Raw genomic sequence first — 22,659 nt, 5'->3', positions numbered from 1 at the left:
CGTGACCTCCCATTTAAAAGTATATGATGAAAGCGCGGTTAGAGCACTTTGCTCTAACCGCGTAAATGAAAAAAAAGCATGGCAATCAATGGCCTTGCTAGACACTCAAGTAAACCTGCAACAAGCACTTATTGACGCAGCTCAATTTGGCATTCGCTACGTACTTCTTGGTATTTGCGAAGATATTGGCCCAAAAGCCAATTTAGGAAATGGCGGTGCAAACGAAGCATGGCCTGCTTTTTTAAAACGTTTTTTAAACCAACCTCATAATCAATTTATTGCCACTCAAAAAGTACTTTTATTGGGTGAAGTAAATACTGATGATTTAATGGCGCAAAGCAACCAACTTAATAATCAGCAAGCCCAGCAGTTAACTCAATTACGAGATTTATGCCAACAACTTGATGAACGCGTAGAGTCAGTATTAAGCCTTATTTTTAAAGCAGGGCTTGAGCCAATCGTCATTGGCGGAGGTCACAATAATTGCTTAGGTATTATTCGCGCGCTAAGTAAGTCAAAAAACACGCCTGTTAATGCTATCAATTTTGACCCTCATGCCGATTTTAGAGAATGTGAAGGTCGCCATAGTGGTAATGGTTTTCGCTACGCGTATAACGAGCAACATTTAAGTAATTACCATGTTATTGGCTTACATGAATTAAAAAATAATCAAGCAATTATAGATGCAATGAGTGAAGCTAACTTTAAGTTTGATAGCTATCAATCTATACAAGTTAAGCGAAAAATTACACTAACGCAGGCAATTGAAAATGCACTAAGTAATTTTAATGATTTACCACTGGGTGTTGAAGTTGATTTAGATAGTATTACTTATATGCCAGTTAGTGCGTATACATATTGCGGATTTAGTGTGAGTGACACTGAGCACTTTGTGCATTTAGCTGCAAGCCATCGCCACTCTAAGTACTTACACTTATGTGAAGCAGCGCCTAGCCAGCACCCTAACGGAGTTGAGGCCGGAGCTGCCCATGTAGGGCAAGTGATTAGTGCACTTGTAAATAGCTACCTACAAGCCAAAGAAAACACTTAACGTTGTTGAACCGATCGCCACTCTTTTAGCCAGCTCATTAAACCGATACTACTTAGCGGATGACCAAAGTAATAACCTTGTGCAGCATAACCTTTTAAGCTTTTTACAAACTTAAGTTGTTCAAGTGTTTCTACTCCTTCAAAAATTACTTTTGTTTTTTGTTGGCTATGCATATCAACCATTCCACCAACTAAACTGCGTATATTGTTTTGATTACTAAAGTCAGCGGTAAGTGAAGGTGAAACCTTAATATACTCAACCGCTAAACTTGGTAACTTAGAAAGTAGTACTGGATTATCACCAAGTCCATCCACACATACTTTTAAGCCTATGTTATTAAGCCTTGCGATCATGCCTCGGCCTTTGTCATCTAAACCAGCAAAAATATGTAAAGGGCATTCAACAATTAAGTCTCCCGCCTCTAAGTGATGTTCATTTATAACAACATCAACAAATTCAACAAACTCTTCATTTAGCATTTCAGGGCCAAATACGTTAATGCTAAGCGGTATAGAAATACCTTCTACTCTAAGCGCCATTGCAAGTTCAGCGGCTCTCTCCATTACAAATTTAGCAAGCGGGTAACCAAGCCCTGCTATTCTTATGTCGTCAATAAAACGATTAGCAGATAAAATTCCTTGCTTAGGATGCTGCCAACGCAGTAGTAATTCTAAAAACTCAATTTGACCGTTTTCGTTACAAATTATAGGTTGAAAATAAAGCTCTAACTCGCTCGAAAAATCAATATTTGCTAATTCTTTTAGTCGCGCTTGTTGCTCTCGCAGTTCAATCATCATTTGTTGATGATAAGGCACAACCTTGCGATTTGGGTGGCTATCGAGTGCTAGGTATGCGTACGATATTAAATTATCAAAGTTGTTGTCTTGCTCATTACAATCAACATAACTCGCCCTCGCTTTTACCTCTACAGTGCAGTTAGCAACATTAAATGGCTTAAGCGTTGCACCCAGTATTTGTTCAATAACCAACTCATGTAAATGTTTTTGATTCGCGAAACTACAAATAAATGCAAAGTTAAGGCCCCCTAAGTGGGCTAGCTTTTCTTGCCCAGTTAAAGTCACTATTTCGTCACTTGAAAGTAGCTCTTTTATTCGATTAGCCGATTGCGCTAACAGTATATCGCCAAAGTCGCGTCCTATATGCTGGTTAACTTGCTCAAATCCTTCAAGACGAATAACGATTAACGCTGCACTTACTTGCTTATTGTCGCACCATGCATAGTAACCTTGGCGTAACTGTTTTCTATCTGCAAAAACCGAAAGCGGAGACTCTTCTATAAATGTATCACCTGTAGGTTCTGGCTCTATCACGACTTCTATTTCAGCGCTTTCGTCATTTAAAAAGCCAACAATAGCTAATAATAATATTGCTAACACAACCCAAAATAACGGAACTTCCAATAATAAATGAGCTGAAAATAGAACAACAAATAAAAGACCAGCCATTGAGCTGGTAATAATCATGCTCCAATTATTTCGCTCGAAGGCTTGCCATAAATGAAAACAAAATCCAAAGGCAAGTAAAATGGCAAGCCAAGCTGCGCCCGTACTCAAAATAGCCAAACCAACAGCTGCTGTGCATAAATAGCTAAATTTAATACTGGCATTTTTAACGGCAAATAAAGTGGCAATCATCGCCATCAATAGTGCACCACTAAAAAATATTGGGAAATTACTGTCGGTTAGTATGTTCAAATTAACGGCATCCGTATTCGCTAAAAAAGTTTAAACCAGATTATATGTGGGTAAAAATAATACAAATTAGTTAATTCTACCCAAAATCCATAAATTTAACAGTTTATTTACGCCAAATTGGTAACTTAATTGTGATGGATGACTTATTTGCCAATGCGCAATATCAGCTCTTGCACCAACCTTTAAAATACCACGGTCGTCTAACCCTAGTGCTTTAGCAGCATTGCGAGTAACACCTGCCAATGCTTGCTCGGGTGTTAATCTAAACAATGTGCATGCCATGTTCATCATCAAGTGCACTGAGCACAGCGGTGAAGTGCCAGGATTAAAATCACTCGCAATAGCTATAGGTACTTTATATTGATTAAGCAACTCAATAGGAGGGAATTTAGTTTCTCTTAAAAAATAAAATGCACCGGGCAATAACACCGCGACCGTCCCAGCGTTTGCCATGGCTTTTACACCCTCTTCATCGAGATGCTCAATATGATCTGCCGAAAGGCCATTGAACTGCGCCACCAGCTCAGCACCATGTTGATTAGATAACTGCTCAGCATGGCATTTTACTGGGAGGTTATGCTTTTTAGCCGCCTGGAAAACACGTTTGGTTTGCGAATAACTAAAGCCTACATTTTCACAAAATACATCGACTGCATCAGCAAGATTATTAGCCACTACCTGATCAAGCATGTCAGTACATACCAAATCAATATATTCATCAGCACGGCCTTTGTATTCAGGCGGTAGAGCATGCGCCCCTAAAAAAGTAGTTTTAATATCAATAGGATGATGCTCACCTAATAAACGAGCTACTTCTAATATTTTTATCTCGTTTTCAGTATCTAGCCCATAGCCCGACTTTATTTCAACGGTGGTTACACCTTCTTTTAACAACGTATTTAAGCGATCTTTTGCATCAACAAACAATTGTTCACGGTCGGCTGCTCTCGTCGCTTTAACCGTACTTGCTATGCCACCGCCTTGTGCCGCAATTTGCTCATAACTTACACCCTGCAAGCGCTGCTCAAACTCTTGCGATCTTGAACCTGCAAACACTAAATGTGTATGACAATCTATTAAGCCCGGCGTTAACCACTGCCCTTTTATACTCAATGTCGGCGTTGCAAACACATCAAAACTGGGCAACGTTGATTGCTCTCCAATCCACGCAATTTCACCATTTTTAATAGCTATAGCAGCATTTTCGATTGCGCCATAAGGGGCATTTATATTGCTATCCATAGTGGCAATATTGGCATCAGTTAAAAGTAAGTCGATTTCTTCTAACTCATAATTTTTTGTTGTGCTTTGCATTTTACAGCCCTTTTTACGCCCAGAGTGATGAAAATATAGTCTAACAACCCATCTTGTATATACAAGGTAATTGTGTCATCTTATTTATATAGTTTATTTTTAATGTAACCATAAATTTAATGACGACACCTAAATTTGCGCAAATAAAACAATTCATTGTTGATAAAATTCGCAGCGGTACGTGGCAAGAAAACCAACGTGTTCCCTCTGAAAACGAACTAAGTAGTCAATTTAGTGTCAGCAGAATGACAGCCCGCCGAGCACTAAGCGAATTAACCGAGGCAGGTATTTTAACCCGCAGCCAAGGGCTTGGTACATTTGTAGCCACATTTAAATCGCAGTCATCGTTACTCGAAATAAAAAACATTGCTGATGAAGTAAAAGAACGTAACGGCAACTACACCTGTAGTGTACTCATACTTGAATCAATAAATGCAGTCGCACCTATTGCCATTGCGCTTGGTGTTGAGATTGACAGTGTTGTATATCGAAGTGTACTCGTGCATAACGAAAACGACAGCCCCTTGCAGCTAGAAGAGCGTTTTGTAAACCCTGCGCTTGCGGCTGGTTACTTACAACAAGACTTTAGCACGCTTACACCTCATGAGTATCTATCTAGTGTTGCACCACTTACCCAAGCGAGGCATACCGTAGAGGCTATTATGCCAAACAGCGAAATGTGCCAATGGTTAAATTTATATAACGAAGAGCCATGCTTACAAGTTATTCGACGCACATGGTCTATTAACGGCATTGTAAGCTTTGCGCGCCTTGTATCACCAGGCAGTAAATATCGCTTAGGTGGACACTTAACATTTAAAAAATAACAAACAATAGCGCTTACTGCGCTTTTTTTATAACAAATCACCTTGTATATACAACAGGAGCAAAACATGAACAACCGACTCGACACAAGTCGCGTAATACGTGCACCTCATGGCGATAAAATAAGTGCTAAAAGCTGGCAAACTGAAGCTGCTAAGCGCATGCTAATGAATAATCTAGACCCTGAAGTTGCAGAACATCCTCATGCACTTGTTGTATATGGTGGTATTGGCCGAGCAGCTCGTGATTGGCCAAGTTATGACAAAATTATAGAAACCCTCGATAGACTCGAAAACGACGAAACTCTGCTTGTACAATCAGGAAAACCCGTTGGTGTATTTAAAACCCACAGTAATGCCCCTCGTGTACTTATTGCCAACTCAAACCTTGTTCCACACTGGGCGAATTGGGAGCACTTTAACGAGCTCGATAAAAAAGGCTTGATGATGTACGGGCAAATGACAGCGGGTTCTTGGATTTATATTGGCTCGCAAGGCATTGTACAAGGCACTTACGAGACCTTTATAGCCATGGCAAAGCAACATTTTTCAGGCAGTGCTAAAGGTAAGTGGGTATTAACGGGTGGCCTTGGTGGTATGGGCGGTGCGCAACCACTTGCCGCTACAATGGCTGGGTTTAGTGCGCTAGTTGTTGAATGTGATGAAAGCCGTATCGATTTTCGTATAAAAACAGGCTACGTTGATGTAAAAGCAGCGAACCTTGAACACGCACTGCAATTAATAACCGATGCGTGCATAAAAGGTGAAGCCCTATCAGTTGGCCTACTTGGTAACGCTGCCGATGTATTTAGTACACTGGTTAAAACAGGTATTACACCTGATGTAGTCACAGATCAAACATCAGCTCACGATCCATTAAATGGTTACTTACCACAAAACTGGACAATGGAGCACGCAGCAAAAATGCGTGAGCAAGATCCAAAAGCGGTAGTAAAAGCTGCTAAACAATCAATGGCAGTCCAAGTTAGAGCCATGCTGGCGCTGCAAAAAGCGGGTGCCGCCACTACTGATTACGGAAATAATATTCGTCAAATGGCGTTTGATGAAGGTGTTACCAACGCGTTTGATTTTCCTGGATTTGTACCCGCCTATATTCGCCCTTTATTTTGTGAAGGTATTGGCCCATTTAGATGGGTAGCATTATCGGGCGATCCAGAAGATATTTATAAAACCGATGCAAAAGTAAAAGAGCTTATTCCTGATGATGCACATTTACATAATTGGCTTGATATGGCGCGTGAACGCATTCAATTTCAAGGGCTACCTGCACGTATTTGTTGGGTAGGTTTAAAAGATAGAGCACGCCTTGCATTGGCCTTTAACGAAATGGTTAAAAATGGCGAACTTAAAGCCCCTATCGTTATTGGTCGTGACCACCTCGACTCTGGCTCAGTTGCCAGCCCTAACCGCGAAACAGAAAGTATGAAAGATGGCTCAGATGCGGTATCGGACTGGCCATTACTCAATGCACTGCTTAATACGGCAAGTGGCGCTACTTGGGTGTCTCTTCATCATGGTGGCGGTGTAGGTATGGGGTTTAGTCAGCACTCTGGTGTAGTTATTGTTGCCGATGGTACAAATGAAGCTAAAGAGCGTATTGCTCGCGTACTTTGGAACGACCCTGCAACGGGTGTAATGCGCCATGCTGATGCTGGATACGACATAGCAAAGAACTGCGCCAAAGAACAAAATTTAGACCTACCTATGCTAAACGAGGAATGATCATGTTCGAACTTACTCTCACACCAGGCTCACTTAATTTAAACACACTGAGAAAAATTAATAATTCACCGGTAAAGTTAAGCCTTGCAAAGCATGCTGAATCGCAAATAGCAGCAAGCGCGCAAACCGTTCAAAACGTTATTAATGAGCACCGCACTGTATACGGGATTAACACCGGCTTTGGGTTATTAGCTAATACCAAAATAGCCGACGACGAACTTGAATTATTACAGCGCTCCATTGTGCTTTCACACGCTGCGGGCATTGGCGAATACATGGATGACAGCACAGTAAGGTTAATGATCACCTTAAAAGTAAACTCGCTTTCGCGCGGCTACTCGGGTATTCGCCTGCAAGTAATCCAATTTTTTATGCAGCTGCTTAGTAGCGAAGTATATCCGTGCGTGCCTAAAAAGGGCTCCGTGGGGGCATCGGGGGATTTAGCCCCTCTTGCGCATATGTGCCTACCTTTATTAGCTGAAGGTCAAATGCGACATAAAGGAAAAATAATTAGTGCAGCACAAGGGTTAAAAATAGCGGGGCTTGAACCTCTTACCCTTGCAGCTAAAGAAGGCTTAGCATTATTAAATGGCACACAAGCGTCAACTGCGTTTGCACTACAAGGCCTATTTAGAAGCGAGAACTTATATGCACAAAGCTGCGTTATCGGCTCGATAAGCATAGAAGCTGCAATGGGCAGTCGCGCGCCATTTGATGCACGTATTCATGATATTCGTGGTCAGCGCGGACAAATAGACACCGCTCAAGTATTTAGAGAGCTACTCGATACGCACTCTCAAATTAGTGATTCCCACGTCAATTGTGAAAAAGTACAAGATCCATACTGCCTTCGCTGCCAACCTCAAGTGCTAGGTGCTTGCCTAACTCAGATACGCCAAGCCGCAGAAGTGTTGCTATGCGAGTCAAACGGTGTAACCGATAATCCGCTAGTTTTTGCCGATGTAGGCGACATCATTTCTGGAGGGAATTTTCATGCAGAACCCGTTGCAATGGCTGCCGATAACCTCGCTATTGCGATTGCCGAAATTGGTGCATTAGCAGAAAGGCGAATTGCATTACTTATCGATTCAAACCTATCTAAGTTACCGCCATTTTTGGTTGAAAACGGCGGGGTAAATTCAGGTTTTATGATTGCTCAAGTAACCGCTGCTGCGCTTGCGTCAGAAAACAAATCATTAGCACATCCGGCTTCGGTCGATAGCTTGCCTACATCTGCAAATCAAGAAGATCATGTATCTATGGCAACCTTTGCAGCAAGGCGCTTAGATGAAATGGCCAATAATACCCAAGGTGTTTTGGCAATAGAATGGTTAGCATCGGTTCAAGGGCTAGAATTTAGAAAGCCGCTTGAACCATCAAATAAAGTGCAAAGCGCTAAAGCGTTATTACGCGAGCATGTGAGTTATTATGATAAAGACCGCTACTTTGCTCCCGATATCGAAGCTGCTAATACATTACTAAGTGAAGGTAAGCTATGCGACTTCATAGAGAGCAGTCCCCTGCCTTCAGCATATTAAATACCATATTGGTAAGTAAAGCCTAGCGCTTCAATAGCTGAGCCAATAACTTTGCGCTCAGCTTTATCATCACTGGTAAAGCGTGGTAACTCGCCACCATGTTCTGCACACTTCACTGCGTAGTATTCAGCTTTTGTCGGGTGCGCAGGATTAACAACATTATAAATATTTTGCCCTACTTGCCAGTGCTCTATCACCGCAAAGATAGCATTAATTACATCTTGTTGGTGCACCATATTTACTACTTGCTCACTTGATGTATTAAGCTCTTTGCCTGCCACAAAACGACCAGGTTCTCTATTAGGCCCTAGTAATCCAGCTAAACGCAGCACTTTCCCGTCTTGCTCAAGTACTTGCTCTTCTGCCTCATAGAGCTTTATTTGGCGCTCGTTTGTGCATGAAATATCGCAACTTTCGCTATATACACCAGGCTCTTGATCGTATACCCCGGTTGACGAGCATAATAAAAAGCCCTTTGCGTTTAACTCCTTTGAAAGCTTAAGCGCTGCGGTGAGTGTTTCAGGATAATTACTTTCACTGTGCCTGCTACGTGGTGGAATAGCACATACCCAATAAGCATTTTGTAAATCAACTTGATGTCTTAATTGCCCATCTTCAAGTGTAAACTGACGCTCAAAGTCAAACTCGTGTATATCTGTTCTATGCGTTCCTTGTACTTGCCAATCAGCTTTTTGCGCACTTACGCATAACGCATGTCCTAACCAACCTGCACCTAATACTACTAATTTATTACTTTTATTTGTCATTTTTGTATAAGCCTTTATTTTAAACGCATAATTAGTTCTTTCTATCTAACTTTATAGAGATTTTAAGTAAGATATGATTAGATATAATTTCATAAATAATAAAAATATGCGTACTCATGCTAAATAATTTATCATTACGGAAGAAAATATTATTATTGATTGGTGGAACAATTACCGTTTTACTAATTATTGCCTCAACATTTTTTGTTAAACACATTGCCAACCTCTCTAGAGAAAACATAGAAAATGAAGCGCAAAGTTATCTACAGACCGAGCAACTTTCAATGCAAAGTTACTTTGCGATGTACGGAAAAATGGTATCAACCTTTGTTAATAACCCACATTTAATCAACTTTTTTGAAAATTGGGATACTCGCGATCAAGCACTTGAAAGCGCCCCTGGCTACAACGAAGTAAACCAAGACTTTGTCCGTTTAAGCTCAAATGACGAAAACATTTTATCGGCCTTTTTTGCCTCAGCAACCACCGGTGAATACTTTAAAGAAAATGAACGTACAAGTCACTACAACGGCCAGCCTTATTACGCCTACAAGCGTGGTTGGTGGCAAGAAGCCATGCAAGTTAACAAACTTTACGTAGGTCCAATCTCTGTTGATTTAACCACAGGCGTAGCATCCGCAGTAGTACAACAACCTGTTTATAACGCACAGCGTAAACTCATTGGTATGGGCGGTGTTGATTTACAACTAAACAAAATTAACGACATGGTCGAAAATATTCGCTTTAACGGCCAAGGTTATGGATTTTTACTCGATGGAAATCAAAAAGTAGTTCACTTTTCAAAAGCCACAGGACACAAACTTTCAATTACAGATGAAGGTGCAAACGGTAAAGAAGGACTCGATGCGCTTGAGCAACAGTTTACAGATACAGCAGGCTTTAAAGAATTAAATACACAAATGCGAAATAACCTTAAAGGTAGCCAAATGGTTACTTTTAAAGGTGAGCAGTTTTATGTGGTTTACCATCGTCTGCAGCTAGAGCAGCCTTATATAGATTGGTATGTAGGTCTACTTATTCCTACTAGCATGATTGAAGAGCCCGTAAATGCCGCAGTAACCGCAACAACAACTGCAGTAGTTATTATCTTAATTATTATATTAGCCATGATTTTATGGGCTACCCATATGATTTCAAAACCCATCACAACACTTACGCACATTATGCGTGATATAGCATCGGGCGAAGGCGACCTTACTCAAAAAATTGATATTAATAGTCAAGATGAAGTGGGACAGCTGGCCAATCATATGAACACTTTTATTGATAAGTTACGCGCCATGATGCTAGAAACCGCAGCGCAAGCAGAACAGCTAAGTAATGCAGCAGCTCAGCTAAGACATGTTTCTGAGCAAACTAATTCTGAAATTCAGCAAGAGAAGCAGCAAGTTGATAGCGTCAGCGCTGCGGTAACTGAAATGGCGACTACTGTGCTTGAAATATCACGTAATGCACAACATACAAATAACGCAGCTGAAGAAGTTCAGGCAATTACAGCTGAAGGTGCAAGCCGTTCTACACAGGCGCAAAAAGTAATGACTGAGCTGGCGTTGCATATTGGCGAAGCATCTAAAGTGGTAGCAGGCCTTGAACAAGAAAGTAATAACATTGGTGCGTTAGTCGATGTAATTAATTCAATTGCCGATCAAACCAACTTACTTGCACTTAATGCGGCTATAGAGGCAGCTCGTGCCGGTGAACACGGTCGAGGCTTTGCCGTTGTTGCTGATGAAGTACGCTCACTAGCAAGTCGCACACAAGAATCAACTGACGATATTCGTAATATGATTTCGCGCTTGCAGCAAATAGCTCAACAGGCCTCAGTGATGATGCAACAAGGACAAGATCAAACCGAGGGCTCAGTACTGCAAACTAAAGAAGTACTTAGCTCACTTCACAATATTGCGCAGTCGGTCACTAAAGTACAAGACCAAAGTCATCAAATAGCCACGTCAACTGAGGAGCAAACAGTCGTTGCTGAAGATATTAATACGAGCCTTTCGGCAATTAATAACTTAGTGAACAGTACCGCTGACCATGCGCACACCCTCGCTGACGAAGCTCGTGACTTAAGTGATTTAGCTGCAGCACTTAACAAAACGGTTAACCAATTTAAATTATAAAACACTCATTTAATAGCTGTGTTTAAGCGTCAAACTTAAGCGCAGCTATAACCCTTGTTTTTAATTTATTTAGCACCATATCTTTACAGTTCGCTACTATTTTTACTGTAATTGAGTAATACAAAGTTATTTTTACGAACCAGATCAAATTTTTCGATTTTATACACAGATCTTTTTATTGAGATAGTTTGTTGTTTGGCAGAGTCTGGTATAGTAGCGCACGTAATAAACAGTGCTTTTTGAGCGGTTTAATACGATATTGCTAATTAATATGTTCTAAGTGTTATTTAAAAGCACATATTAATTACCAATTGTTAAAAATGGGTTAGCCGATACTCGGCTGACAAAGAATACATTGTAACGGTTTTATCATGATATCTAATTTATTTACCAAGCTTTTTGGTAGTCGCAATGACCGCACTATTAAAAACTTAAGAAAGACGGTCGCGCTAATCAATGCGCTAGAAACGCAACTTGAAGCGCTTTCTGATGAAGATTTAAGAGCTAAAACAGCTGAGTTTAGAGAACGTTACGATAACGGACAAGGCCTTGACGATATCCTACCTGAAGCTTTTGCTGTGGTACGTGAAGCGTCAAAGCGTGTAAATGGCATGCGTCATTTCGACGTGCAGTTATTAGGTGGTATGGTTTTACATCAAGGTCGCATTGCAGAAATGCGTACCGGTGAAGGTAAAACACTAACAGCTACCCTACCAGCTTATTTAAACGGCTTAACAGGCAAAGGTGTTCACGTAATTACTGTGAATGACTACCTTGCTAAACGTGATGCTGAAACCAACCGTGCGTTATTTGAATTTTTAGGCCTTACTGTAGGCTGTAACGTACCGGGTATGATGCCACAGCAGAAGAAGCTAGCTTATACTGCTGACATTACGTACGGTACAAATAACGAATTTGGTTTTGACTACCTTCGCGATAATATGGCTTTTAGCATTGATGAACGTGTTCAGCGTCCATTATTTTATGCCGTAGTCGATGAAGTGGATTCAATCTTAATTGATGAAGCGCGTACTCCGCTTATTATTTCAGGCCCAGCTGAGGACAGCTCTGAGCTATATACTGAAATAAATACCATCGTTCCTTTACTTGAACTTCAAGAAAAAGAAGACGAAGAAGGTGTTGAAGGCGACGGCGATTACACTATTGATGAAAAGTCTAAGCAAGTTCATTTAACAGAACGTGGTCAAATTAAAGTAGAAGAGCTACTTACCGAACGCGGCTTAATTGAAGAAGGCGATTCGCTTTACTCAGCAGCAAGCATTACGCTACTAAGTCACGTTTATGCCGCCCTTCGTGCCCACAAGCTATACCAAAAAGATGTTGATTACGTAGTAAAAGAAAACGAAGTAATCATTATCGATGAGCATACTGGTCGTTCAATGGAAGGTCGTCGTTGGTCAGAAGGTTTACACCAAGCTGTTGAAGCTAAAGAAGGTGTAAATATTCAGAACGAAAACCAAACACTTGCATCTATTACGTTCCAAAACTACTTCCGTTTATACGAAACACTAGCAGGTATGACAGGTACTGCCGATACTGAAGCTTTTGAGTTTCAATCTATCTACGGCCTAGATACTGTTGTTATGCCAACTAATAAGCCAATGGTTCGTGATGATCGCGCCGACTTAGTTTACCTAACACAAGAAGAAAAATACGAAGCAATTTTAATTGACATTAAAGACTGTCAAGACCGCGGACAACCGGTACTTGTAGGTACTATTTCAATTGAAAGCTCTGAGTATTTATCACAGTTTTTACGCAAAGAAAAAATTAAGCACAACGTACTTAATGCCAAATTTCATGCGCAAGAAGCAGATATCGTTTCAGATGCTGGCCTACCAGGTACAGTAACAATTGCAACCAACATGGCCGGTCGTGGTACCGATATCGTGTTAGGTGGTAACTGGAACAGTGAAGTTGAAAAACTTGAGAACCCAACTGCTGAGCAAATTGCTGATATTAAAGCGGCTTGGAAAATTCGCCATGATGCGGTAATTGATGCTGGCGGTTTACATATCATTGGTACTGAACGTCACGAATCTCGTCGTATAGATAACCAATTACGTGGTCGTTCTGGTCGTCAAGGTGACGCCGGTTCTAGCCGTTTCTACCTATCGATGGACGATGCACTAATGCGTATCTTCGCTGGTGAACGCATGACTAACATGATGCGTAAACTAGGTATGCAACGCGGTGAAGCAATTGAACATCCATGGGTAAACCGTGCGATTGAAAATGCACAGCGTAAAGTAGAAGCACGTAACTTTGATGTTCGTAAGCAATTGCTTGAGTACGATGATGTAGCAAACGATCAACGTCGCGTTGTTTACTCTCAACGTAATGAGCTACTTGAAGAAGGCGATATTTCAGAAACTATCACAGCAATTCGTGGTGATGTTCTTGCTAGTGTAATTGATCAGTACATTGCACCACAAAGCCTTGCTGAAATGTGGGACATTCCTGGCCTTGAAGAGCGTTTAAAACAAGACTTCTTACTTGAGTTGCCAATCACTCAGTGGTTAGCAGATGACAATAAACTATACGAAGAAAAACTTCGTGAGCGTATTGAGCAGGCGGTTGAGCAGTCATACAAGCAAAAAGAAGAGCAAGTTGGCGACTCTGTTTTACGTCAATTCGAAAAAGCGATTATGCTACAAAGTCTTGATCAGCATTGGAAAGATCACCTTGCTGCTATGGATCACTTACGTCAAGGTATTCATTTACGTGGTTACGCGCAAAAGAATCCTAAGCAAGAGTATAAGCGTGAATCGTTTGAGCTGTTTTCTGAAATGCTTGAAAACTTGAAAGTAGATGTTGTAAGCATCCTAAGTAAAGTACAAGTACGCGCAGAAGAAGATGTTGAAAAAGTAGAAGAGCAACACCGTAAAAGTGAAAATGCTCCTCGCGAATACCAACATGAAGAAGCTGAGCAAGTAGGTGGCGAAGCGCCAGCACCAGAAACAGCTACTGTAATGGCTCGTACAGAACCAAAAGTAGGTCGTAATGACCCTTGTCCTTGTAAATCAGGTCAAAAATTCAAACAATGTTGCGGTAAATTAAAATAGCCCAGTATTGTTATTAGCTTATTAAAAAGCGGCGCTAGCGTCGCTTTTTTTTATGGAGTTTTAAAGTAATGACTATAGAAATTGTACATGTAGCTGTTGGTGTTATTAAGAAAAATAACGCTATATTCATTTGTAAACGCGCAGATGAACAACATCAAGGCGGTTTATGGGAATTTCCTGGTGGCAAAGTAGAAGCAGGTGAAAGTGTTTTTGTTGCACTTAAACGCGAGCTTACTGAAGAAGTTGGATTAACGATTCACAGCTCTAGCCAACTTATGGTGATTGAGCATGACTACGGCGATAAATGCGTTAAATTAGATGTACACGTAGTAAGTAACTTTAGCGGTGAAGCACATGGCGCTGAAGGACAACCTAGTGAATGGGTAGCAATTAGTGAATTAGAAAATTATGATTTTCCTGAAGCTAATGCTGAAATTATCGAGAAAATAGTAGCCCGATACGCATAATAAACCAGGTACAAGTGAGCACAATGAACATCTCAATACAAAATAAGCTAAGCGAACAATTAGCATTAAATCCTGAGTTAACTCAAGTTAGTGTGATTGGTAGCGGCCATATAAATAGTACATGGCTACTTACGTGTATTGATAAACAGTTTATTGTGCAAAAACTTAATACTGAGGTATTTAAATACCCTGCTCAGTTAGTAAGTAATGCAAAACTAATTGAGCAGCATTTAAATACCAAACAACTACAAAGCAACTACCCCCTTGAAACAGTTAAGCATATAGCCATACAAAACAACGAACACTTAATAGAAATTGATAGCGCGCATTATCGCGTCCTTAGCTATATTAGTGACAGTTACAGCGAAGACGTTGTTAAAAATGCGCAACAGAGCGAGCAAGCGGCTTACGCCTTTGGCGTATTCGCCCATGCATTACAAGATTTTGATGCACAACAACTACATATTGTAATCCCTGATTTTCACAACTTAGCGATGCGCTTTGAGCAATTAAATATCGCAATCACAAATAACTCTGTAAATAGAGTAAAGCACTGCGCTGACGAAATAGAATATTGCTTATCGCAGCAGCATTTAATTACCGAGCTTAGCAACATTGCCAAGCAGATACCGCTTAGAGTGTGTCATAACGATACAAAAATAAATAATATGCTATTTTGTAATACAACTCACAAAGCAAAAGCAGTGATTGATTTAGACACCTGTATGGCAGGATTTAGGCTTTATGATTTTGGCGACATGGTACGCACTTTTTGCTCCCCCGAAGCCGAGGATTCAACAAACTTACGCAACGTTGTTATTCGAAAAGATATATTTTCAGCCATTGTTAAAGGCTATGTAACGCCATTAAAAAGTAGCATGAGTATAAAAGAACAAGAAAGCCTGCTGTTAGGCGCTAAAATAATGCCGCTCATGTTAAGTGTGCGCTTTTTAACTGATTACTTAAATAACGATGTGTACTTTAAAGTGGCTCATGCAGAGCATAATTTAGAGCGAGCACAAAACCAACTCGCGCTTTATAAAAACATACTCAGTAACGAAAAATGGATGCACCAATACTTAATGAGCTAAAGCTTATTTAACCTGAACTCTGGTTAAGAGATTTATTAACGTATTGAATCATGGTGATATTTAAATTTATTTTCTCTAGTCAGAGATTTTTAGTGAAAACAAGGCGAATTTACGCGTCAATAGCTGGCCTATTGCAAGTAAATTCAACGCTGTTAGCGCTGAAAATAGCTGCTTGAGATAGATTTATTATCCATAGTTCAGGTTATTTACAAATTCAAGATACAAAAAAACCAGTAAGCTAAAAACTTACTGGTTTTTTATTAACTTTAAATCAGTCTATTTAGTAAATTACCAAATTTTTACGCGATCTTCTGGTTTGATATACATTTTATCACCTTCTTTTACGTCAAACGCTTCGTAAAACTCAGGCATATTCGACAAGATACCGATTACACGGTAGTGACTTGGTGAATGAGGGTCTGTTAATAAACGATTACGTAACTCTTCATCGCGATAGTTACGACGCCAAATTTGTGACCAACCCATAAAGAAGCGTTGATCGCCGGTGTAACCATCAATCACTGGTGGTTTTTTATCACCTAAAGACAGCATATACGCTTTATGCGCAACCGTTAAGCCACCTAAGTCACCAATGTTTTCGCCAAGCGTTAGCTCGCCATTAACACTTGCATCTTCAAACGGTTTATATTCGTTATACTGTGCAACTAGAGCCGCTGTACGCTCTTCAAATTGCTTAAGGTCAGTCTCACTCCACCAGTTACGTAAGTTGCCATCACCGTCGTATTTAGCACCTTGGTCGTCAAAACCATGACCAAGCTCATGCCCAATTACTGCACCAATTGCGCCGTAGTTTACAGCATCATCCGCTTCTAAATTAAAGAATGGCGGTTGTAAAATAGCTGCTGGAAATACAATTTCGTTGTTTACTGGATTGTAATACGCATTTACTGTTTGCGGAGTCATGTGCCACTCAGAGCGATCAACTGGTTTACCCAATTTAGCAATCATGTCTGCGTACGCCCATTCGCTATAACGAATGTAATTGCCTACTAGCTCATCTGAGTTAATATCTAGCTCAGAGTAATCTTTCCACGTGTCTGGGTAACCAATTTTAGGCGTAAATTTGTCTAGTTTTTCTTTCGCTGCAAGCTTTGTTTCAGGGCTCATCCACTCAAGATTTTCAATAGCAACGCCATAACCTTTAATTACGTTATCAACTAGCTCTTCCATGCGTGCTTTAGCTTCTGGCGGGAAGTTATCTTTAACGTATACCTTACCTAAAATTTCACCAAGTACACTGTTAGATGCATCAACCGCTTGTTTCCAAAGAGGTGCTTGTTCTTCTACGCCACGAAGTGTTGTGCTGTAAAAGTCAAAGTTAAGGTTAACTAAATCTTCACTAAGTAGTTCTGCATAACCACTTACAAAATGAAATTTTAAGTAGTTTTTCCACGTCGCTAAATCAGTGTCTTTGTAAATAGTAGCAAGTGCTTCTAAGTAGCTTGGTTGACGTACAATAATGTCACTTGCACTCACGCCTGCATCTTTAAAGAATGCAGCTAAATCAAGGTCACCCATCAACTTGCTTGCATCTGCTACTGTCATCTTATTATAAGATTTAGTTGCATCACGGCTTTGCACACGGCTCCACTGAGCATCAGCTAGTGTTTTTTCAAATGCAAGTACGCTCTTAGCTGCTTCTGCCGCATCCTTAACGCCTGACTTTGCTAAAACATCAGTGATGTATTGCTCGTAAGAAGCGCGAATTTTAGTGAATTTTTCGTCATCTTTTAAGTAATAGTCACGATCTGGTAAACCAAGACCCGACTGAGATAAATACAATGCATACTCACTTGAGTTTTTAGCATCGTTATTTACAAACCAACCAAACGGTAAAGTACCGCCTTGTTTTTGAATTTTAGCCATTAAACCCACTAAATCAGCTTTAGATTTAACGCTATCAATTGTATCTAATGACGGTTGTAATGGCGTAATACCTAGCTCATTACGCGCATCTTTATTCATATAGCTTTTATAAAATGCACCAATTTTGTACTCATCACTGCCTTTTTTAGCGGCTTTGTTTGCGGCTGCACTTTCAAGGGCTATTTTCATCGCTTTTTGCGACTCATCATATAACTGCGAAAAAGAACCGTAGTTAGATTTATCACCTGGTATTTCAGTTTTAGCTAACCACTGACCATTTACATGGTAGTAAAAATCGTCTTGTGCGCGTACTGAACTATCCATATTAGCTAATTCAATACCAAGCTCTAGTGGTTTTTCAGCGGGTGCTGTTACTACTGGAGTGTCGGTTACTTTTGTTTCTTGTTGTTTTTCACCACAACCTACCAAGCCAAGCGCAAGTGCGATACTTGCAGCAGCCATTGTTACTTTATTCATAATTATTCCGTTTGTTAGTTAGAATTGAATCATACCAATCTGCTTATATATGGGGTCTATTTAACGTTAAGAAAATTACGCTAGAACCAGGCAAAAGTTTTTGTATCTAGTTGCTCTAAATAAAAAATTTTTAACGACGTTATAGTGCAATTTAATTCGTTAAATTGATCAAAGACTTATGCAGGTTGGTATCACATACCAACTCCATTAAATTCTTGAATATAGCAGGAGTAAAAATAGCACTGCCTACACGCTTTTACTTAATGGAATGGGTATCAAAGAGCTTTCGATCAATATAAAGCCCACGCAGTATCATAAACCTCATTAAGCCAACAATAAAATGGAATATGTAACAAAGTATTTTGAATGCGGTGAGCTGCCAAATTAGCCCCACCAATAACAAGATGGTGGGTAGTTAAGACTTACTTTTATTTTTTCCGTGAAGCGCTAAACGCTCTAGTTTTTCTTTTAAAGAAGGGGGTGCAGAAGATGCTATCGCGTTTAAGTAATCAGCTGTTTGCTCACTCATTTTACGTGAGTTGGTAACTGCAGGACTGCCCGACTTATTCGCTGTACTTAATCTCTGAGTTGCTTGAGGATTTGCAGTTATTTTTATTTGCCCGAGCTCTGCCATTCCGGCAGCTCTAAAATGTGAAAGCATATCCATTTTTAAATAATTAAGCCTAAGCGCGATAGGTGCAGACACCGCCTCTATCATTAGCGTGCCGTCTCGGTAATTACTGACTCGGCATTTGTCACCCAACTTAGGACCCAAAAAATCTTTTAATAGGGTTTGCTGTGTATCAAGTGCTTGGCTTTTGCCTGCATAAGCTGATAAACGATTATTTAACCCCGCCATAATATCGGTTAGCGGTTTTGGTGCATATCTATCTTTAGCCATTTTACACCTCGTAAAAGCTCACTTAGACCCAGAGATAATACTCCAGGTCTAAGTATACACTGCGTATTAATACTACGCGCCGGCTATTTGCATTTGCTCTATTAATACTGAGCCAGTTTGAATACCACCACGGCGTTCTATGTCACCACCAATAGCAGATATGCCTTTAAACATATCTTTTAAATTACCAGCAATGGTAATTTCGCTTACAGGATATTGAATTTCACCATTTTCAACCCAAAAACCAGCAGCACCACGAGAGTAATCACCCGTTACGGTATTTACGCCCTGCCCCATTAGCTCTGTAACTAATAAGCCGGTGCCCATCGTTTTTAATAGTGCAGTTAAATCGTTATGAGTTTGCTCAACAAGCCAGTTATGTATACCGCCAGCATGCCCTGTTGGGGTCATATTCATTTTACGCGCGGCATAACTTGCTAATAAATAAGTTTGTAGCTCGCCGCCTTGAATAATTTCCCTATCGAATGTTTTAACACCTTCGCTATCAAACGGTGACGACGCCAACCCTTTTAAAATATGTGGGCGCTCGGCAATATTCACACAATTACTAAATACTTGTGTGCCTAAGCTATCAAGTAAAAAACTTGATTTACGATAAAGCGCACCACCACCAATTGCCGACACTAAGTGACCAAACAATGAATTTGCAATATCGGCTCTAAAAATAACAGGCACTTTTATTGTGCCTAACTTTTGGCTATTTAATTTAGCCAATGTTTCAGCTGCTGCTTCAAGCCCAACTGCCGCTGCGTCATTTAAACCCGCTTGGTCGCGTGCAACAGTATAAGCAGAGTCGCGTTGCATCTGCTCACCATCTTGACCTATTACCATAGTGCTAATGCTATGACGAGTGCGTGGAAAGCCCGTTATCAAACCATGGCTGTTGCCATAAACACGTAATCCTTGGTGAGATGAAAAACTCGCACCATCAGAGTTAACAATACGCTCATCTGCATTTAGTGCAGCTTGCTCAGCAGCATGACAAAGCTCAATACCTTCTTCAGGGCTTACATCCCAAGGATGGTATAAATCTAAATCTTTAGGATTGAATTCAAGCAATTCTTTATCAGCAACGCCGTTAAATGGGTCATCCGATGTAAATTTGGCTATATCAATCGCTTTTTCGACTACCATGCGCAATGTTTTTGGATTTAAATCAGCGGTTGACGCCGAACCTTTATTATTACCAACGTATACACTAATGCCTAAGCCGCCGTCCTGGTTAAACTCAATGGTTTCTACTTCACCCATTCGTGTACTAACCGATAAACCAGACGTGCTAGACATGGCAGCTTCTGCAGCTGTAGCGCCTAATTTTTTAGCATGTTCGAGTACTTCTGCTACCGCATCTTTAACTTGCGATATTTGAGAATAAATTGGATCGTTTTGTTGGCTTTTCATAAATTAAGTCCTGAGCCTTAGAGGCATAATGCACGCATTTCTTATATTTAAATGCTAACACACTCAATGCATCACATCAGCTAATATTCCTAAGTATCATATTCATGTATAATGGCAAAAGTTATTTTTATTTAAGAGCACCCCATGGCAAAGAAAAAAGGCAAGCCTGCTGAAATTGAAGAAGAAATTGAATATGTATCAAGAACGGAACTTAAGCGTGAAGCGCAAGAGTTTCATCAGTTAGGTACTGAAATTGCCAAAATGGGTAAAAAACAGCGCGAACGCCTGCCATTAAATGACGATTTAAAAGCGGCAATGGTTGTTGCTGATAAAATAAGTAATAAAAGTGACGCGTACCGCCGTCACTTAAACTACATCGCTAAAACGTTGCGTACTGTAGAAAACATTGACGCTATTAGAGCGATTATCGATGTAATGCTTAATAAAAATAACCAAGCTGAAGTATTGGTCAAAAAAATTGAGCAATTACGTTCAGACCTAATTGAACAAGGTGATGACCTTATCAATGAGACTATTGAACAGTTTCCGTCTCTTGATCGTCAGCAAATGCGTCAATTGGTTCGTAATGCGGCGAAAGAAGCGAAAGCTGAAAAGCCGGGTAAAGGTTATAAAGAGTTATTTCAATATCTCAAAGATGCCCATACTGTTACGTATTAATTAGACCGCATTAATTGATATTTTATTAAAAAAGGTGCTTCGGCACCTTTTTTGTTATAGATCAAACCGCCTCACTGCGTACTTTTTTATAATCACCCCCTAAATAAATACTTAGGTGCGCGTGATGATTAAACTTCCACACTGGGATCAAACCCTAATAAACAAATATAATGTGTCTGGCCCACGCTATACCTCGTATCCCACCGCTCTATCGCTGCGTGATGGGTATCAACAACAAGACCTACTAAACGCTGTAGAATCATCAACGAGTCGTTCACTCTCTTTATATATTCATATTCCGTTTTGTAGTCAGCTTTGCTACTACTGTGGCTGTAATAAAATAATTACCCGCCATCAATCTAAGGCCGATACGTATCTCGACTTTTTAGCAAAAGAAATTACTGCCCAAGCTCATTTATTTAAAAACTACACGGTTGAGCAATTACATTTAGGTGGCGGTACTCCCACCTTTTTAACCGCAAAACAAATGACTCGTCTAATTAAGCTTTTAGAGCAGCACTTTGATTTTACAAGCACAACAGAGCGCGGCATTGAAATAGACCCACGCTCACTTGCCGATAATATGCTTGTTGATTTAAGAATGCTTGGCTTTAACCGTGTCTCATTTGGGATTCAAGACTTTAACGACGACGTGCAACTTGCTGTTAATCGCCCGCAAAATGCAGATACGGTCAAGCAATTAATTACACAAGCTCGCGAGCTGGGATTTCAATCTATTAATGCAGATATGATTTACGGGCTTCCTCTGCAAACGCCAGAGAGCTTTAAGCAAACTATAGAGCAACTTATTGAGTTAAGCCCTGACCGAGTATCGGTGTTTAACTACGCGCATTTACCAGAGCGCTTTGCCGCACAGCGTAAGATTAAAGATGCAGATTTACCCAGTTCACATAATAAACTCACTATGTTTAAAAACACGCTGGAGCAGATGACGCAAGCAGGCTATCAATTTATTGGTATGGACCACTTTGCAAAAACCGATAACGAACTAGCTATTGCGCAAAATGAAGGCAAGTTACATCGTAATTTTCAAGGTTATACAACACATGGAAATTGTGATTTATTAGGCTTAGGCGTGTCATCAATTTCACAAATTGGCACTGCCATTTTACAAAATCAAAAAGAATTAAAACATTATTACCACAGCATCGAAACACAAATCGGCTGTGCTCTTAATAAAGGTATGCACTTAACACATGATGATGTAATTCGTGCTGATGCAATTAAGCAGCTCATTTGCCAGTTTGAATTAGATATACAAGACTTTAGCGAAAAGCATGCGCTTATATTTAATGACTACTTTGAGGATGCATTAATTGCGCTTACGCCACTTATAAAAGATGAACTAGTCACTATAAATGATAATAAAATTAGCGTAACGCCACGCGGCAACTTATTCATTCGTATTATTTGCATGTGCTTTGACGCTCATTTACAAAAACAAATAAATGCGACGCGTTTTTCACGAGTGATTTAGCAGATCACTAATTTAATGCAATTAGTATGAAAATTTTTACGCATAAAAAAAGCAGA

Annotated in this window: 16 protein-coding genes; 10 read left to right on the top strand and 6 right to left on the bottom strand. The window is 40.1% G+C overall.

The features are described 5' to 3' along the window. Nucleotide 1: 1 nt before the first annotated feature. Complete coding sequence (locus GQR39_RS07555) at nt 2–1,051, top strand: formimidoylglutamase (RefSeq protein ID WP_165735261.1); 1,050 nt, start codon at nt 2–4, stop codon at nt 1,049–1,051. On the opposite strand, the gene GQR39_RS07550 is transcribed toward GQR39_RS07555, so the two are convergent. Further along, a complete protein-coding gene (locus tag GQR39_RS07550) occupies nt 1,048–2,712 on the bottom strand; it encodes a GGDEF domain-containing phosphodiesterase (RefSeq protein ID WP_010553808.1) in 1,665 nt (554 codons plus the stop codon). The genes GQR39_RS07555 and GQR39_RS07550 overlap by 4 nt on opposite strands. A gap of 120 nt (nt 2,713–2,832) precedes the next feature. Beyond that, entirely contained in the window at nt 2,833–4,080 is a 1,248-nt protein-coding gene (hutI, locus tag GQR39_RS07545; protein ID WP_165735260.1) for an imidazolonepropionase, read from the bottom strand. A 119-nt stretch (nt 4,081–4,199) separates the two neighbouring features. Between hutI and hutC the strand changes: the two genes are divergently transcribed. From hutC to hutH, 3 genes are all read left to right on the top strand, one after another. Then, nucleotides 4,200–4,907: a histidine utilization repressor gene (hutC, locus tag GQR39_RS07540; protein ID WP_007582045.1), complete on the top strand. Its 708-nt coding sequence runs from the start codon at nt 4,200–4,202 to the stop codon at nt 4,905–4,907. A 66-nt stretch (nt 4,908–4,973) separates the two neighbouring features. After that, the gene (gene hutU / locus GQR39_RS07535) at nt 4,974–6,647 is read left to right on the top strand and encodes a urocanate hydratase (RefSeq protein ID WP_165735259.1); all 1,674 of its coding nucleotides are present in this window, start codon (nt 4,974–4,976) and stop codon (nt 6,645–6,647) included. Between the two features lie 2 nt (nt 6,648–6,649). Continuing rightward, nucleotides 6,650–8,185, top strand: coding sequence for a histidine ammonia-lyase (hutH, locus tag GQR39_RS07530; RefSeq protein ID WP_165735258.1), 1,536 nt, complete (start codon nt 6,650–6,652; stop codon nt 8,183–8,185). On the opposite strand, the gene GQR39_RS07525 is transcribed toward hutH, so the two are convergent. After that, nucleotides 8,182–8,952: an NADP-binding protein gene (locus GQR39_RS07525; RefSeq protein WP_008137681.1), complete on the bottom strand. Its 771-nt coding sequence runs from the start codon at nt 8,950–8,952 to the stop codon at nt 8,182–8,184. The genes hutH and GQR39_RS07525 overlap by 4 nt on opposite strands. A gap of 116 nt (nt 8,953–9,068) precedes the next feature. On the opposite strand from GQR39_RS07525, the gene GQR39_RS07520 reads away from it, so the two are divergent. The 4 genes from GQR39_RS07520 (at nt 9,069) to GQR39_RS07505 (ending at nt 15,740) form a co-directional block, all read left to right on the top strand. After that, entirely contained in the window at nt 9,069–11,096 is a 2,028-nt protein-coding gene (locus GQR39_RS07520; RefSeq protein WP_024589902.1) for a methyl-accepting chemotaxis protein, read from the top strand. A gap of 371 nt (nt 11,097–11,467) precedes the next feature. Further along, on the top strand, nt 11,468–14,182 hold the full coding sequence (gene secA / locus GQR39_RS07515; RefSeq protein WP_165735257.1) for a preprotein translocase subunit SecA: 2,715 nt from the start codon (nt 11,468–11,470) through the stop codon (nt 14,180–14,182). Nucleotides 14,183–14,250: 68 nt separating this feature from the next. Further along, the gene (gene mutT / locus GQR39_RS07510; protein ID WP_010553815.1) at nt 14,251–14,649 is read left to right on the top strand and encodes an 8-oxo-dGTP diphosphatase MutT; all 399 of its coding nucleotides are present in this window, start codon (nt 14,251–14,253) and stop codon (nt 14,647–14,649) included. Between the two features lie 23 nt (nt 14,650–14,672). Then, on the top strand, nt 14,673–15,740 hold the full coding sequence (locus GQR39_RS07505; RefSeq protein ID WP_165735256.1) for an aminoglycoside phosphotransferase family protein: 1,068 nt from the start codon (nt 14,673–14,675) through the stop codon (nt 15,738–15,740). 288 nt (nt 15,741–16,028) lie between these two features. Here the strand turns inward: GQR39_RS07505 and GQR39_RS07500 are convergent, their stop codons facing one another. From GQR39_RS07500 to pmbA, 3 genes are all read right to left on the bottom strand, one after another. Then, the gene (locus tag GQR39_RS07500) at nt 16,029–18,104 is read right to left on the bottom strand and encodes a M13 family metallopeptidase (RefSeq protein ID WP_165735255.1); all 2,076 of its coding nucleotides are present in this window, start codon (nt 18,102–18,104) and stop codon (nt 16,029–16,031) included. A gap of 415 nt (nt 18,105–18,519) precedes the next feature. Continuing rightward, a complete protein-coding gene (locus GQR39_RS07495) occupies nt 18,520–19,005 on the bottom strand; it encodes a DUF721 domain-containing protein (protein WP_024589904.1) in 486 nt (161 codons plus the stop codon). 72 nt (nt 19,006–19,077) lie between these two features. Next, on the bottom strand, nt 19,078–20,427 hold the full coding sequence (pmbA, locus tag GQR39_RS07490) for a metalloprotease PmbA (RefSeq protein WP_165721239.1): 1,350 nt from the start codon (nt 20,425–20,427) through the stop codon (nt 19,078–19,080). A gap of 144 nt (nt 20,428–20,571) precedes the next feature. Here pmbA and yjgA point away from each other — a divergent pair, with 144 nt between their 5' ends. Both yjgA and hemN read left to right on the top strand, forming a co-directional pair. Then, nucleotides 20,572–21,105, top strand: coding sequence for a ribosome biogenesis factor YjgA (yjgA, locus tag GQR39_RS07485; RefSeq protein WP_007582068.1), 534 nt, complete (start codon nt 20,572–20,574; stop codon nt 21,103–21,105). Nucleotides 21,106–21,229: 124 nt separating this feature from the next. Next, nucleotides 21,230–22,603, top strand: coding sequence for an oxygen-independent coproporphyrinogen III oxidase (gene hemN / locus GQR39_RS07480; protein WP_024594419.1), 1,374 nt, complete (start codon nt 21,230–21,232; stop codon nt 22,601–22,603). Nucleotides 22,604–22,659: the final 56 nt, after the last annotated feature.

Origin of the sequence: Pseudoalteromonas sp. C8 (assembly GCF_011378685.1) — a bacterium.
GTDB classification, from domain to species: domain Bacteria; phylum Pseudomonadota; class Gammaproteobacteria; order Enterobacterales; family Alteromonadaceae; genus Pseudoalteromonas; species Pseudoalteromonas arctica.
Note: the sequence above shows the minus strand (reverse complement) of the source record. Positions and strands in the feature narration are given on the sequence as shown.

Excerpts from the sequence above, each read along its gene's own strand:
- hutC (WP_007582045.1), top strand. The coding sequence starts at position 4,200 with ATGACGACACCTAAATTTGCGCAAATAAAACAATTCATTGTTGATAAA.
- GQR39_RS07520 (WP_024589902.1), top strand. The coding sequence starts at position 9,069 with ATGCTAAATAATTTATCATTACGGAAGAAAATATTATTATTGATTGGT.
- hutU (WP_165735259.1), top strand. The coding sequence starts at position 4,974 with ATGAACAACCGACTCGACACAAGTCGCGTAATACGTGCACCTCATGGC.
- GQR39_RS07495 (WP_024589904.1), bottom strand. The coding sequence starts at position 19,005 with ATGGCTAAAGATAGATATGCACCAAAACCGCTAACCGATATTATGGCG.
- GQR39_RS07550 (WP_010553808.1), bottom strand. The coding sequence starts at position 2,712 with ATGGCGATGATTGCCACTTTATTTGCCGTTAAAAATGCCAGTATTAAA.
- yjgA (WP_007582068.1), top strand. The coding sequence starts at position 20,572 with ATGGCAAAGAAAAAAGGCAAGCCTGCTGAAATTGAAGAAGAAATTGAA.
- secA (WP_165735257.1), top strand. The coding sequence starts at position 11,468 with ATGATATCTAATTTATTTACCAAGCTTTTTGGTAGTCGCAATGACCGC.
- mutT (WP_010553815.1), top strand. The coding sequence starts at position 14,251 with ATGACTATAGAAATTGTACATGTAGCTGTTGGTGTTATTAAGAAAAAT.
- GQR39_RS07500 (WP_165735255.1), bottom strand. The coding sequence starts at position 18,104 with ATGAATAAAGTAACAATGGCTGCTGCAAGTATCGCACTTGCGCTTGGC.
- hutI (WP_165735260.1), bottom strand. The coding sequence starts at position 4,080 with ATGCAAAGCACAACAAAAAATTATGAGTTAGAAGAAATCGACTTACTT.
- hemN (WP_024594419.1), top strand. The coding sequence starts at position 21,230 with ATGATTAAACTTCCACACTGGGATCAAACCCTAATAAACAAATATAAT.
- hutH (WP_165735258.1), top strand. The coding sequence starts at position 6,650 with ATGTTCGAACTTACTCTCACACCAGGCTCACTTAATTTAAACACACTG.
- GQR39_RS07525 (WP_008137681.1), bottom strand. The coding sequence starts at position 8,952 with ATGACAAATAAAAGTAATAAATTAGTAGTATTAGGTGCAGGTTGGTTA.
- pmbA (WP_165721239.1), bottom strand. The coding sequence starts at position 20,427 with ATGAAAAGCCAACAAAACGATCCAATTTATTCTCAAATATCGCAAGTT.
- GQR39_RS07505 (WP_165735256.1), top strand. The coding sequence starts at position 14,673 with ATGAACATCTCAATACAAAATAAGCTAAGCGAACAATTAGCATTAAAT.